This window comes from Vibrio metoecus (assembly GCF_009665255.1).
Taxonomy (GTDB): domain Bacteria; phylum Pseudomonadota; class Gammaproteobacteria; order Enterobacterales; family Vibrionaceae; genus Vibrio; species Vibrio metoecus_B.
This window is the reverse complement of record NZ_CP035686.1, coordinates 105,168-119,357: the sequence shown is the minus strand read 5'-3', so window position 1 is coordinate 119,357 and position 14,190 is coordinate 105,168. Positions and strand designations below refer to the sequence as shown.

The following is a 14,190-nucleotide window of genomic DNA, read 5'->3' as shown; positions in this document are numbered from 1 at the left end:
GAATGTTGCCGATATTATGAAGATCATGCGCAGAAACTCAATTACTCTGGCTTAAAAATCCCGATCATCTGTTCATTGGCATGCTGACTCTGCTCAACGGATTTAGGTTTACGCTGTTCATGAAACCCACATTCGACGCACTCTACTAGTTCGATGCTGTTCTCCATCCACCATTGCAATGTATCTGCCGTTTTACACTGAGGACAGGTTGCTCCGGCGATAAAACGTTTTTTCTGTTTCACGAGATTGTACTACTCCTTTTCCCAATACTGCCGCGAGAGCTGATCACTATCCATCTCTCGATTGAAAATCTCTTCAAGTTCAGTGCGTGCTTCTTTGGCGCGCAGTTCGAGTTGTTTATCTTCATTATGTTGCGGTAGCAGTTCTTTGAGCATGGTCTTATCCAGACGATGAAAATGCTCTTCGGCACGCTTCGCTTGATAAGGGTGCATCCCCAATTGGATAAGGGCTTTGCGCCCCAAATCCAGCGCACTTAAAAAAGTTTCTCGGGTGTAGTTTTGTACACCAAGACTCATTAATTGATAAGCCTCTACTCGGCTGCGAGCACGCGCCAGTAGCTTGAGGTTGGGGAAATGGTGTTGGCACAGCTCAACAATTTTGATCACTTGCTCTGGGTCATCGGTACAAATCACCAGAGCTTCGGCTTGCTCTATACCGGCAGCGCGCAGCAACTCAAGGTTACTCGCATCACCATAAAAGACTTTATAACCATACTTGCGCAGCAAGCGCACTTGGCTGGCATCGCTTTCCAAAATGGTCACTTTGATTTTGTTGGCGTACAGCAAGCGGCCGACAATCTGCCCAAAACGACCAAAGCCGACGATGATGACACGCGGCTCTTTGTTTTCTACATCCGGTGTGAGAGGGGCTTCTTCAGTATTGAGTTGGCGGGCAAACCAGTGTTTTTGAGCGCTGAGTAGTAAAGGAGTGGTAACCATAGACAAACTGACAACCACCAACAAAAAGGAGACTTGCGCATGGTTCAACAAGCCTTCTGTGTTGGCGGCAGTAAAGATCACGAAGGCGAATTCCCCCCCTTGGCTTAAAATCGCCGCCATTTTGCTGCGTGCTTTCGCAACGGTGCCGGAAAGCCGAGCCAGCAAATATAAGATCAGCCCTTTGATGATCACCAAGCCCAACACAGCTAGCATAATCTGCAGCGGCTTGACGAGTAACAACCCCACATCCACCGCCATACCGACCGAAATAAAAAACAGCCCGAGCAGCAGTCCTTTAAAGGGATCGATAGCAATTTCCAATTCATGGCGAAACTCGCTTTCTGCGAGGATCACCCCTGCTAAAAAAGTGCCTAGCGCCATCGAAAGACCAACCTTCTGCATCAGCAACGCGATACCCACCACCAGCAGCAAAGCCGCGACAGTAAACAGTTCGCGCACTCCGCTCAGCGCGATATAACGAAACAGTGGGTTCAGTAAAAAATGCCCGCCCAGCAATAAAGCTGCGATCCCGCCCATCATCCACAATGCACTCAGCCAATCGCCACTGCTGTTACCTGCGAGGATCGGCAGCAAAGCCAGCATGGGAATCACCGCTATATCTTGAAACAGCAACACCGCAAATCCAGATTGCCCGGCCTCAGTGCGTGTCAATTCATGCTCTTCGATGACACGCAGGGCAATCGCGGTGGAAGAAAGGGCCAGCCCCATGCCTATCACTAATGCGCTTTGCCAACTCAACCCAAGCAAATGTGCTACGCTGGCCAGCACAGCGGTCGTCACCACTACCTGCGCACCACCCAAACCTAAAATAGGCCCACGCAGATTCCACAATTTTTTCGGGTTCAGCTCTAAACCAATCAAAAACAGCAGCAGCACCACACCAAATTCGGCAAAGTGCATAATCGCTTCCACATCGCGGATTAAGCCCAATCCCCATGGACCAATCGCAACACCTGCGAGCAAATAACCCAATACGGTTCCTAAGCCCGCCCGCTGCGCGATAGGCACAGCAATCACCGCAGCGGCAAGAAACACCACGCTGCTACTGAGAAAATCACTGGTCAGTGGCGTCATAGAGCCCTCCTTGCCAGTGGGCGATCTCTTGTAACCATTGCCGATAGCGCCGCGCATGCTGCTCACGCTCTTCATCACTGATGTTGCGTGACCAATAGAGCACCAAAGGCTCTACCCAATTCATCTGACACAAAGCGGCACTGAGTTCAAACGGCTGCAGGATTTCATTCAGCGGATAACGGTTATAACCGCGTTGATCGTAAGCGGTGTGGTTGCCACCCGTGGTGATCACGCTGCGCCACAGTTTACCTTTCAGCGCACTATTTTTACCGAAAGCAAAACCTTTACTCAGAACGCGATCGATCCACTCTTTCAAGAGCGCAGGGCAGGAATACATATAGAGGGGATGTTGCAACACCAACACATCATGCTCACGCAAGCGTTGCTGCTCAGCGTGCACATCAATAAAGAAATTGGGGTAAGTGGCATAGAGGTCAACAATCGAAACATGCTCTAAATCCGCAATGTGTTCAATCATCACCTGATTGGCAACGGAGTGTTGTGGATCGGGGTGCGCATACACCACCAACACTTTGGCTTTCGTTTGCTCTCGGTTGACCAAGTTGCGCACTCCGCTGATTTGTTACTAATCCGTTACTCAGCATCATAACCCAATTTGTATAATGATCGACATTTATCCTTATTCCTCCTACTATTCCGAGCGAAAATTCAACGAGCGATAAAACGATTTTTATGATTACCTTCTCTGAGATTCAGCTACTGCGCGGCGGCAAACCACTCCTTGAGCAAGCTTCAGCCACCATTCATCCCGGCGACAAAGTGGGTTTAGTGGGTAAAAACGGTTGTGGCAAATCCACCCTGTTTGCCTTACTGAAAGATGAACTGACTATTGATGCAGGCTCCTTCAGCAAACCCGCCTACTGGGAGCTGGCTTGGGTAGCGCAGGAAACACCGGCGCTGGATCGCAGTGCACTGGAATACGTGATCGATGGAGATCGCGAATACCGCGAACTAGAACGCCAACTGATAGAAGCTGAAGCGGCAGACAACGGAACCAAAGTGGCCGAATTGCATGGCAAGATCGAAATGGTCGGTGGTTACAGCATTCGCGCCCGTGCCTCTGAGTTGCTTGACGGCTTAGGCTTTACTCAAGAACAAATGAGCTGGAGCCTGACCCAATTTTCTGGTGGTTGGCGGATGCGTTTAAACCTCGCGCAAGCGCTGATTTGTCGCTCTGACTTACTGCTGCTCGACGAACCGACCAACCACTTGGATTTGGATGCCGTGATGTGGCTGGAGCGTTGGCTGCAAAGCTACCCCGGCACACTGATCCTGATTTCGCATGACCGCGATTTCCTCGACCCGATCGTCAATCGCATTGTGCATATTGAAAATCAAACCCTGAATGAATACACGGGGAACTACTCGTCGTTTGAAACTCAGCGCGCACAAAAAATGCTTCAGCAACAAGCCATCTACCAAAAGCAACAAAAGCAGATGGCGCACATGCAAAGCTACATTGATCGCTTCCGCTATAAAGCTTCAAAAGCTCGCCAAGCACAAAGCCGGATCAAAGCGCTGGAGCGGATGGAAAAAGTGCTGCCTGCACAGTTTGATAACCCATTCAGCTTTGAATTTCGTGAACCCGCGGCACTACCTAACCCGATCCTGATGATGGATCAGGTCGCGGCGGGCTACGGCGATAACTTAATCCTTGAGAAAATCCGCCTCAATTTGGTGCCGGGCAGCCGCATCGGCCTGCTTGGTCGTAACGGTGCGGGTAAATCAACTTTGATCAAACTGCTCTCGGGTGAACTCAAACCGCAAGCGGGTGACTGCACTTACTCGCAAGGGGTGAAAATTGGTTACTTTGCGCAGCATCAGTTGGAAACTCTGCATCCGGAAGAGACGCCGCTGCAACACATGATGCAAATCGCGCCAGACAAAAATGAGCTGGAACTGCGTAACTACTTAGGCAGCTTTGGCTTCCATGGAGAGAAAGCGCTCGAAAAAGTCGCGCCTTTCTCTGGCGGTGAAAAAGCCCGTTTAGTGTTGGCGCTGATTGTGTGGCAAAAGCCTAACTTACTGCTGCTCGACGAACCCACCAACCATCTGGATTTGGATATGCGTCAGGCACTGACGTTTGCGCTACAAAGCTATGAAGGGGCGATGGTGATCGTCAGCCATGATCGCTACTTGCTGCGTGCCACCACCGATGATCTCTATTTAGTGCATGATCACCAAGTCGGCCCGTTTGATGGTGACTTGAATGACTACTACAAATGGCTCACCGATCAACAAAAAGCCGAGCGTAAAGAAACCCAACCGAACAATGCCGTGAATAGCGCGAACAGTGCCGCTGCGAAAAAAGAGCAAAAGCGCCGTGAAGCAGATTTTCGTAAGCTCACTGCGCCAATTCGCAAAAAGTTGACACAGTTAGAAGAGAAACTCGATAAGTTGAACCACGTCATCAGTGAGATGGAAGCACAATTGTCGGACACCTCACTGTACGAAGCACAGAATAAAGCGACACTGACTGAGGTGTTGGCTAAACAAGCCGCCGCCAAATCCGAGCTTGAGCAAGTCGAGCTAGAATGGATGGCCGAGCAGGAAACCTTGGAAGAGATGGAACAGGAGTTCAACGGTTAAATGAATGATGAGCACGTCAAACCAAGATTAACACTGGAAAGACTCTGGCAATTCAGCTTGCAGTATTACAGTGTGCGCGAGGTAAAAGAGGCGTGCTTACGATTACAAAATAGCCATCACGGCAATGTCAATCTGCTGCTGTTACTCAAATGGCTAGATGAACAGCAGCTCACTTTTGCGGAAGCCGACTGGCCAACGGTGCTGGAATGTTTGAGCCATTCGGAAACTCTGCTGCACGATTTTCGTGATTTGCGGCGACGCTTGAAAAGCCATTTGCCAGACACTCTCTATCGCGAAGCACTACAGTTTGAACTGCAACTGGAAAAGCAGCAGCAAGCGGATTTGGTTGATTGTCTCAATCGTTTAACGCTCTATCCCGCACAAGTGCTACCACTCACTCAGCAATACTGTAAAATGCTTGGCGCTGAATACTTAGCCGAGCAATTTTCTGCTCCGCACTGTGAACACGATAACTCAAAATCATGACTCAATTTATTGCTGCCAAGGGGCTTGCTAATCCCCACTTACAAACTCTGCTGCCTCGCTTACTGCGTAAACAGCCGCTGTTTAGTGCCGAATGGCAAACCCTATTCACGCCTGATGGTGATTTTCTCGATCTAGCTTGGAGCGAAGATTGGCGCACACCACACGCGCAGTGTAAGCCGCTGTTTGTGTTGTTCCACGGCTTAGAAGGCAGCTTCAAAAGCCCTTATGCGAACGGCTTGATGCACGCCTTTGCAAGGCAGGGCTGGCTCTCGGTGATGATGCATTTTCGCGGTTGCAGTGGTAAACCCAACCACTTAGCACGCGCTTACCATTCCGGTGAAACGGGTGATGCGCGTTTTGTGCTGGAGTATCTGCGTAAACAATTACCAGAGCGTCCGATCGTTGCCGTCGGTGTTTCACTCGGCGGTAACATGCTCGCGAACTATCTTGCGCAGTATCGTGATGATCCTATCGTCAGTGCCGCCACCTTGATTTCCGCGCCACTCGATTTAGCCGCCTGCTCACAACGTATCGAGCAAGGTTTCTCTAAAGTGTATCGCGCCTATCTACTCTCTTCATTGAAGAAAAATGCCATCGCGAAATACCCACTGCTGGAAAATGCTTTGCCACTGAGCCCGGAGCGGATCCGCGCTATCGCTAAACTCGCCGAGTTTGATGATGTGATCACCGCGCCGCTACACGGTTTTCATGATGCTGCCGATTATTATCAGCAGTGCTCCGGGATTAAACAGCTGACTCAGATCCGCGTCCCGACTCAGATCATCCACGCCAAAGACGATCCGTTTATGACCGAAGCGGTGATCCCAGATTTCCCGCTACCAGCGAACATCGATTACCGTTTGTTTGAGCATGGCGGCCATGTGGGCTTTCTAAGTGGATCATGGCTAAAGCCCCGCTTTTGGCTAGAGCAAACCCTGCCCGAGTATTACTCACATCTGCGTGATGACTTTCTGCATCAATCCTAACGCGCCCCTCCCCTTTTAATGCCGTATCATTGTAAGGGGAAAGACTCAAACGACTTGGAGTGAGCGCTCCAAGTCGAGTTGGGCTCTGTCATAAAATAAAGAGGTATTTATGATCATTCCATGGCAACAAATTGCTCAGGAAACACTCGACAATTTGATCCGTGAATTTGTACTGCGTGAAGGCACAGATTATGGTGATGTGGAAGTGTCGCTGGAGGAAAAAATTGCTCAAGTACGCGCGCAGTTACAATCTGGGCAAGCTGTGATCGTCTATTCAGAATTGCATGAAACCGTGGATATTAAATGCCATCCGTTTTAGCCAAGCAGTGACGGCTTCATTTTCCGTGCTATAGTCATTTCCGGGTGGTGCCTGAGTTAGCACCAAAATCAAGGACTTAAGGACAAGGTTTGTCATGTCAGCCAAACATCCGATTATTGCGGTGACGGGTTCTTCCGGCGCCGGAACTACAACCACCTCTGAAGCCTTTCGCAAGATGTTCAATATGATGAGCATCAAGCCTGCTTGGGTTGAGGGGGACAGTTTTCATCGCTTCACTCGTCCAGAAATGGATGTAGAAATCCGCAAGGCGCGCGAGCAAGGTCGCCATATCAGTTACTTTGGTCCCCAAGCCAACGATTTCCCAACCCTTGAAGAATTCTTCCGCCAATACGGAAAAGTAGGCACCGGCCAAGTGCGCCGCTACTTACACACCTTTGATGAAGCAGTTCCGTATAACCAAATGCCCGGTACGTTTACGCCTTGGCAATCACTGCCCGAAAACTCAGATGTGCTGTTTTATGAAGGCTTACACGGCGGTGTGGTCGATGGTGATGTCAATGTCGCGCAACACGTCGACTTTTTGATTGGTATGGTGCCGATTGTTAACCTTGAGTGGATTCAGAAATACGTACGTGATACACGCGATCGCGGCCATTCACGTGAAGCGGTGATGGATTCCATCGTCCGTTCAATGGACGACTACCTTAAATTCATCACCCCGCAATTTTCGCGCACCCACATCAACTTTCAACGTGTGCCCACAGTCGATACTTCTAACCCACTCAATGCTAAAGGCATTCCAACGCTGGATGAGAGTTTTGTGGTGATCCGTTTTCGTGGCATCAAAAATGTCGATTTCCCCTACTTACTGGCGATGATTGATGGCTCATTCATGTCACGCCACAACACCATCGTGGTGCCTGGGGGCAAGATGAGTTTTGCCATGGATTTGATTGTGCGTCCGCTACTGCAACAACTGATCGAAACCGGAAAAATCGGCTAGATCCGACCAGTGATGAATGCTTACTTTTCATACCGTGATCATGTGCACATTTTTGCGTAGCAAATTGGACTACTGACACGATTAAAATCAAGAAATCGATTTCGAAAAAGGATACTATTCTTAACCGAAACATAAGATAGCTTGCAGCCTTGGGTAACACCTCTTATTCTAGTAAGCCCAATTGAGGCTTCGCTAAAATATGGATAGCGGCAAGCGTACCCTGCAGAGGAAGTGAGATTATTATGGTTCTAGGTAAACCTCAAACCGATCCAACACTAGAGTGGTTTCTTTCACATTGTCACATTCATAAGTACCCATCAAAAAGCACACTGATCCACGCGGGTGAGAAAGCGGAAACGCTGTACTACATCGTAAAAGGTTCAGTTGCGGTACTGATCAAAGATGAAGAAGGTAAAGAGATGATTCTCTCTTACCTGAACCAAGGTGATTTTATCGGTGAGCTTGGCTTGTTTGAAGAAGGCCAAGAGCGTACCGCTTGGGTTCGTGCTAAAACACCTTGTGAAGTGGCTGAAATCTCATTTAAGAAATTCCGTCAATTGATCCAAGTAAACCCAGATATCTTGATGCGCCTTTCAGGTCAAATGGCTCGTCGTCTGCAAGTGACCAGCCAAAAAGTTGGCGACCTTGCGTTCCTAGACGTAACTGGCCGTATCGCACAGACTCTGCTGAACCTTGCACGTCAGCCAGATGCGATGACTCACCCAGATGGTATGCAAATCAAGATCACTCGCCAAGAGATCGGTCAAATTGTTGGCTGTTCTCGTGAAACCGTTGGCCGCATCCTGAAGATGCTGGAAGAGCAGAACCTGATCTCTGCCCACGGTAAAACCATCGTGGTTTACGGCACTCGCTAAGCATTCCCGATAAAAAATAGCCACCCTGCGGTGGCTATTTTTATTTGCATCATACGCTAAATTTAACGGTTCGTGCTTTCAAAAATCTTATCCGCCGAAGCTTCGACAAATCCGGGGTACAGCAATCCATTCGCCATTGGATAACGTTTGGCAAACTCATAAAAGCCACCGGGGATCATCTCCGCGCCTTCGTTAAAACGCACTAACACTTTATCAGCCATGGTCGAAGACTGTTCGAGCAAGACTTCTGGTGAGCCTTTTACTTCCCCACCCGATTCATTGATGCTAAAGCCATGTTGGCGCAGATGGTCATTGACCTGTTTCACTTCATGCAGCGCATTGAGCTGATTCACGCTGACTGTAAAGTGGTTTGCACCATAACCATGCGCCGCAAGCCAAGCGGCATACTCACTCTCTTTCGCCAAAGTAAGATAGTCGGCATGGCTTAAGCTCCATAAGCGACCGCCATACAAAAAAGCCTCACTGGCTAATGCTTGTGGCTGAACTTGTGCCACCAGCTTTTCAACAATCGCTTGCAGCTCAGGTGAACACTCTTCCACTTTCAGCTCACTAATGAAAACCTTAGGCTGCAAAGGATCGGGATGTTCAAAATGCTTAGCAAAGAGTTTTTTACTTTTGAATTCATACTCACCACACGCTTGATAGCCGAGCGCCAAAAACGGCTTCGCCATCGTTTCTAATCCTAGCGGCGCGACATTAAAAGTACGCAGCGCGATGTGATCATTAATCAGTGGCTCATCTTCTTGTAAGAGTTGATGTACTTTCTCTGCCGACGGGCAGAGGCGCTCAATATAATCATTCCAGAGCGATTGGAATAAAGCTGTTGGCGTCATAACGCCTCCTTGTTGATCCTATGAAACGCAAAGGGACTAAGGTTAGACACCGTGTAATTTATCCAGCGCTAACACGATAAAGCTTTCAACCTGTGACGAAAAAAGTGCCTACTTGGCTGCGCAGGCACAAAATAAATTATGATTAGAGTTCAACGCCCGGGCTCAAGGTAGCAGGAAGCAATGTTGTCTCCCCTTCCATTGAGGCCATTGGATAAGCGCAATAGTCGGCGGCATAGAAGGCACTGGGGCGTAAGTTGCCCGATGCTCCAGGGCCACCAAACGGTGCATCACCACTGGCTCCGGTTAATTGGCGGTTACGATTGACGATGCCCGCACGAATATGATCGACAAAGTAATCCCACTCGTCATCGTCAGTCGAGACGAGTCCAGCGGATAAGCCAAAGCGGGTATCATTGGCAAGCTCTACCGCTTGCGCCAAAGTCTGGTAACGCACCACTTGTAGCAAAGGTCCGAAATATTCATCATCCGGCAAGCGCTCAATCGCCGTGACATCAATGATCGCTGGTGTGATAAACGCCGCATGCAAAGCGCGAGCTTCAAGCAGACTTTTACCGCCTAATGCTTGTAGATGGGATTGCGCATTGAGGATCGCTTGTGCCGCAGCTTCGGAAACTAAGGGGCCCATAAAGGGAGCAGGCTCAGCAAAGGGCTGATCAATACGCAGCTTAGCCGTTACCGCAACCAGTTTCTCTAGCAACACATCGCCTTTCGTCCCTAGTGGCACATACAAGCGGCGCGCACAGGTGCAGCGTTGACCACTACTGATAAACGCCGATTGAATAATGGTGTAAACCGTGGCATCCAGATCGCCATAGTGCTCTGAAATCACCATAGGATTATTGCCGCCCATTTCCAGCGCCAGCATTTTGTCCGGCTGACCTGCAAATTGGCGATGCAGCAGATGCCCAGTATTGGCACTCCCCGTAAACAGCAAACCATCAATCCCGCGTGATTGCGCGAGCGCAATCCCCGTCTCTTTTGAGCCTTGAACCAGATTGATGACACCAGCAGGCAAGCCAGCCTGTTGCCATAACTGCATCAAGACTTCGCCAGTCCACGGGGTTTGCTCAGAAGGCTTAAACACCACGGTATTGCCCGCCAGCAGCGCAGGCACTATATGTCCATTCGGTAAATGGCCGGGGAAGTTATACGGCCCAAACACCGCCATCACACCCAACGGTCGATGGCGCAATACCAGCTGATTGCCCGCCGCTTCACGCACCGTTTCACCAGTACGCTCATGATAAGCACGAATCGAAATCGCGATTTTTCCGGCAATTGAAGCCGCTTCCGTGCGCGTTTCCCACAAAGGCTTGCCCGTCTCTTTAGCAATCACTTGCGCAATCTGTTCGCTGTTGGCTTTCACCAATTCCGCAAAGGCCAACACCTTCTGTTCACGCTCGGCAAATGGGCGTTTTTTCCAGTCCACGAACGCTCGGCGAGCCGCGTTTACCGCGGCTTCCACTTGTTCAACACTGGCACTGTAGCCTTGCCATAAAAGCTCATGGCTATAAGGCGTATGTGATTCCAACTTTTCACCGGTTCCCGTCACCCATTCACCGGCTATCCAATGTGTCATGACTATCCCCTACTGCGCCAAAATCCGTAAATAATCCCCAGTGCTCACTTCTAACGCCGCGGCGACTTTGGGGGAGATGATCACCGCGTTATCTTCTTGGCTGTATGCGGCTTTGGCCGCCGTAGCCCGGAAGTTCTCAAACGAGGTATTACACATAATGAAATTCTGCGAGCTCGAATGTTCTGCCACTTCAACAATAGCGCGTACTGAGTGGCGCACCGATTCGATATTGTTCAGCTCGCACTCCACGGTTGGACCCGCATCAAAAATGTCGACGTAATTGCGACAGGTGAAGCCCTCTTTCTCAAGCAATACCAAGGCAGGTCGCGTGTTTTCATGCACCTGACCAATCACCGCTTGCGCTTCTTTGCTCAGCAAGTTGACGTAAATTGGCAACTTGGGCATCAAGTCAGCGATAAAGCCTTTTTTGCCAATCCCAGTCAGATAATCGGCCAAGGTGAAATCAATCGAGAAAAAGTGCTCTTGCAGCCACTTCCAAAATGGTGAATTGCCATCGGCATCGGAAACGCCACGCATCTCAGCGAAAATGGTTTTGGAAAAACGGTGTGAGTGTTCCGCCATCATCAAAAAACGGCATTTAGACATTAAACGACCATTCAAGCCTTGGCGAAATTGAGGGCGCAAAAACAGAGTACAGATTTCGCTACATCCGGTGTAGTTGTTACCAAACGTCAACAACTTCACCACATTGTTGACACCCAATTTAGGTGACGAGTGGACTATGGTGCTGATGTGATAGGAATAAAACGGCACATCCCAACCAATTGAGGCTTCAATACCCGTGGTACCCGCCACTTGTCCGGTTTCGCTATCAACCCCGACCATCAAATAGCCTTCATCGCCGGGCGTGGTGACGTTCGGTTTGCTAAAGCTGTATTCAGAGTGGGTAATACGATTGGTCAGTAGCTCTTGATCTACTGGCAATGATGTGAAGCCATGGCCGGACTCGACAGCGCAGGTATGTAGCGCCTCATAGTCCGCCATGCTAATCGGACGAACAACTAGCATCTTTACTCCCTCCCGATGCGTAATCTCTGCATTTCAAAATAGGGCGAACGCTTTATCCCCGTTCGCCCTAGAACTGCAGTAAGTGATAGCGCAAACCTCCGAGGTTCGCAGTCAGGGCTTGCAGTACAAGCCCATCGCTATCACATCAGTGTGGCGATCGCCTTGTCTAAGCGAGCCATACCTTCTTCGATTTCTTGTTGGCTGATGATAAGAGATGGCGTAAAGCGAACCACGCTCGCCCCGGCCACCAACACCATCAAGCCTTGCTTACCCGCAGCGACCAGAATGTCACGCGCGCGGCCTTGCCATTCATCGTTGAGTGCCGCACCAAGTAACAAACCTTTACCGCGGATCTCTTTGAAAATGTGGTATTTCTCATTGAGCTTGGTGAGCTCAGCGCGCATCCACTGCTCACGCTGTTTCACACCAGCCAGTATTTCTGGTTGCGCGACGAAATCCACCACCGCTTCCGCTACGGCACACGCTAATGGGTTGCCGCCATAAGTCGAACCGTGTACACCGACTTTCATGTGCTCAGCAATTTTCGCGGTAGTTAGCATGGCACCGATTGGGAAACCACCACCGAGAGATTTGGCGGTGGCCAGAATATCTGGCGTCACACCAATCCCTTGGTACGCATAGAAATCACCAGTGCGGCCGTTACCCGTCTGCACTTCATCGAAAATCAGTAGTGCATTGTGTTTGTCACACAACTCGCGCACCGCTTGCACAAATTCAGCACTCGGAGAAACAATGCCACCTTCACCTTGCAGCGGCTCCATCATCACAGCACAAGTGCGATCGGAGATCTGTGCTTGCAGTGCAGCCAGATCGTTATAAGGCAGATGAACAATGTCGCCCGGCTTAGGGCCAAAACCATCGGAATAGGTCGCTTGACCACCCACAGAGACAGTAAAGAAAGTGCGTCCGTGGAAACCTTGGTTAAAGGCAATAATCTCGGATTTCCCAGGACCATACACATCGGCCGCATAACGACGCGCCAGTTTGAGTGCCGCTTCGTTGGCTTCTGCGCCGGAGTTGGCAAAAAAGACCTTTTCGGCAAAACTCACTTGAGTCAGTTTTTTCGCCAAGCGCAACGCCGGCTCATTGGTCATTACGTTACTTAAATGCCATAGCTTATTGGCTTGGGTGGTCAATGCTTGCACCATCACAGGGTGGCAATGCCCCAAACAACTCACCGCAATCCCACCAGCGAAATCAATGTACTCATGACCTTGCTGATCCCAAATCCGTGAACCAAAACCTTTTACCGGAATAAACTCCATCGGGTTGTAACAAGGCACCATCACCTCATCAAACGAACCACGATCCACACTCATTTCCACCGTCATTCCCATTCCCTCTCGATACCGCATGCTCTGAGATAAGCGATTCTTCCACAAAATGGCTCTGTGTTAGATTATGAATTTCCTTAAATCATTTGCAGCATTGTATTTACATTTATTTAACCATTTCAATGGTGGATTATCTCGTATGTACAGGACAATGCCATAAACATCACACCACGAACGACTATTTATGCAGCAAAACAGACTAATTATGAAGTAATTTTTATAAGGAAATTAGAAATGAATGGATGAGTCAGGAAAATCAAGGACTGGCAAAGACAGCACAATTCTCTATGAATAAGAGTGAAAACTTGCCAATCACAGATAAATATTTGATAGAAAGCGAAAAAAGTGATCGAGGTCAGAGCCACTCAAACGACACTTTGCGTGCAAAATGCTTAGCGGCGTAAAAAATTAGCAAGCAATTGGTGACCTTGCTCAGTCTTAATTGACTCAGGGTGAAACTGCACCGCCTCAAGCGCTAAGGTTTTATGTTGGAATCCCATGATTTCATCAATGCTGCCATCATTGAGCTCAGTCCATGCGGTCAACTCAAAGCACTCGGGCAGAGTGTCATTTTTAACTACCAAGGAATGGTAACGCGTCACCGTTAGCGGGTTATTCAATCCGCTAAATAAGCCTTGCCCCGTATGACGAATGGGGGAGGTTTTGCCGTGCATCACTTGCCGAGCGCGCACCACTTGCCCACCAAATGCTTGGGCGATCGCTTGATGCCCTAAGCAAACACCAAGGATCGGCAGTTGTCCTGCAAACGCTTCAATCGCCGCAAGTGAGATCCCCGCTTCATTAGGCGTGCATGGTCCCGGAGAAATCACCAAATGTGTCGGAGCCAGAGCACGGATCCCATCCAGATCGATCTCATCATTGCGCACCACTTTAACCTGCGCCCCTAACTCACAAAAGTATTGGTACAAGTTGTAGGTGAATGAATCGTAGTTATCGATCATCAGTAGCATAAGCATCCTTCTTGGTGACGAGAAATCAGTGGCATTCTACGAATCTCACCCACACTTTCAATCGAAACCTCCTCATCGCCCCCAACA

Annotated in this window: 14 protein-coding genes; 6 read left to right on the top strand and 8 right to left on the bottom strand. The window is 49.4% G+C overall.

Features of this window, described 5'->3' with window-relative positions; genetic code table 11:
• Positions 1 to 41: 41 nt before the first annotated feature.
• From EPB59_RS00540 to kefG, 3 genes are read right to left on the bottom strand one after another with little or no spacing between them, the layout of a single operon-like run.
• Positions 42 to 242: a YheV family putative zinc ribbon protein gene (locus tag EPB59_RS00540; RefSeq protein ID WP_055051258.1), complete on the bottom strand. Its 201-nt coding sequence runs from the start codon at positions 240 to 242 to the stop codon at positions 42 to 44.
• Between the two features lie 9 nt (positions 243 to 251).
• Entirely contained in the window at positions 252 to 2,054 is a 1,803-nt protein-coding gene (gene kefB / locus EPB59_RS00535) for a glutathione-regulated potassium-efflux system protein KefB (protein WP_154171312.1), read from the bottom strand.
• Positions 2,035 to 2,625: a glutathione-regulated potassium-efflux system ancillary protein KefG gene (gene kefG, locus EPB59_RS00530; RefSeq protein ID WP_154171311.1), complete on the bottom strand. Its 591-nt coding sequence runs from the start codon at positions 2,623 to 2,625 to the stop codon at positions 2,035 to 2,037. Before kefG ends, kefB begins: the two co-directional genes overlap by 20 nt.
• Positions 2,626 to 2,747: 122 nt before the next feature.
• On the opposite strand from kefG, the gene EPB59_RS00525 reads away from it, so the two are divergent.
• The 6 genes from EPB59_RS00525 (at position 2,748) to crp (ending at position 8,294) form a co-directional block, all read left to right on the top strand.
• Positions 2,748 to 4,664 (top strand): ABC transporter ATP-binding protein, encoded by a 1,917-nt coding sequence (locus EPB59_RS00525; RefSeq protein WP_154171310.1) that lies wholly within the window; start codon positions 2,748 to 2,750, stop codon positions 4,662 to 4,664.
• Positions 4,665 to 5,150, top strand: coding sequence for a TIGR02444 family protein (locus EPB59_RS00520; protein ID WP_055051262.1), 486 nt, complete (start codon positions 4,665 to 4,667; stop codon positions 5,148 to 5,150).
• Complete coding sequence (locus tag EPB59_RS00515) at positions 5,147 to 6,136, top strand: hydrolase (RefSeq protein ID WP_154171309.1); 990 nt, start codon at positions 5,147 to 5,149, stop codon at positions 6,134 to 6,136. The genes EPB59_RS00520 and EPB59_RS00515 overlap by 4 nt, the downstream gene beginning before the upstream one ends.
• A 109-nt stretch (positions 6,137 to 6,245) precedes the next feature.
• A complete protein-coding gene (locus EPB59_RS00510; protein WP_148548240.1) occupies positions 6,246 to 6,455 on the top strand; it encodes a YheU family protein in 210 nt (69 codons plus the stop codon).
• A gap of 94 nt (positions 6,456 to 6,549) precedes the next feature.
• Positions 6,550 to 7,419: a phosphoribulokinase gene (locus EPB59_RS00505; protein WP_001274669.1), complete on the top strand. Its 870-nt coding sequence runs from the start codon at positions 6,550 to 6,552 to the stop codon at positions 7,417 to 7,419.
• 242 nt (positions 7,420 to 7,661) lie between these two features.
• Positions 7,662 to 8,294 carry a cAMP-activated global transcriptional regulator CRP gene (gene crp / locus EPB59_RS00500; protein WP_000242749.1) on the top strand — a complete coding sequence of 211 codons (633 nt, stop codon included), beginning with the start codon at positions 7,662 to 7,664 and terminating at the stop codon, positions 8,292 to 8,294.
• A gap of 62 nt (positions 8,295 to 8,356) precedes the next feature.
• Here crp and EPB59_RS00495 read toward each other — a convergent pair whose 3' ends face one another.
• The 5 genes from EPB59_RS00495 to EPB59_RS00475 all read right to left on the bottom strand — a co-directional run bounded on the left by EPB59_RS00495 (position 8,357) and on the right by EPB59_RS00475 (position 14,103).
• Positions 8,357 to 9,148: a DUF1338 domain-containing protein gene (locus EPB59_RS00495; RefSeq protein ID WP_154171308.1), complete on the bottom strand. Its 792-nt coding sequence runs from the start codon at positions 9,146 to 9,148 to the stop codon at positions 8,357 to 8,359.
• A gap of 142 nt (positions 9,149 to 9,290) precedes the next feature.
• Positions 9,291 to 10,748, bottom strand: a complete 1,458-nt coding sequence (gene astD / locus EPB59_RS00490; protein WP_154171307.1) for a succinylglutamate-semialdehyde dehydrogenase — start codon at positions 10,746 to 10,748, stop codon at positions 9,291 to 9,293.
• Positions 10,749 to 10,757: 9 nt separating this feature from the next.
• Positions 10,758 to 11,777, bottom strand: a complete 1,020-nt coding sequence (astA, locus tag EPB59_RS00485) for an arginine N-succinyltransferase (protein ID WP_113597296.1) — start codon at positions 11,775 to 11,777, stop codon at positions 10,758 to 10,760.
• Positions 11,778 to 11,917: 140 nt separating this feature from the next.
• Complete coding sequence (locus tag EPB59_RS00480) at positions 11,918 to 13,129, bottom strand: aspartate aminotransferase family protein (RefSeq protein WP_055051266.1); 1,212 nt, start codon at positions 13,127 to 13,129, stop codon at positions 11,918 to 11,920.
• A 395-nt stretch (positions 13,130 to 13,524) separates the two neighbouring features.
• Positions 13,525 to 14,103, bottom strand: a complete 579-nt coding sequence (locus EPB59_RS00475; RefSeq protein WP_113597294.1) for an aminodeoxychorismate/anthranilate synthase component II — start codon at positions 14,101 to 14,103, stop codon at positions 13,525 to 13,527.
• Positions 14,104 to 14,190: the final 87 nt, after the last annotated feature.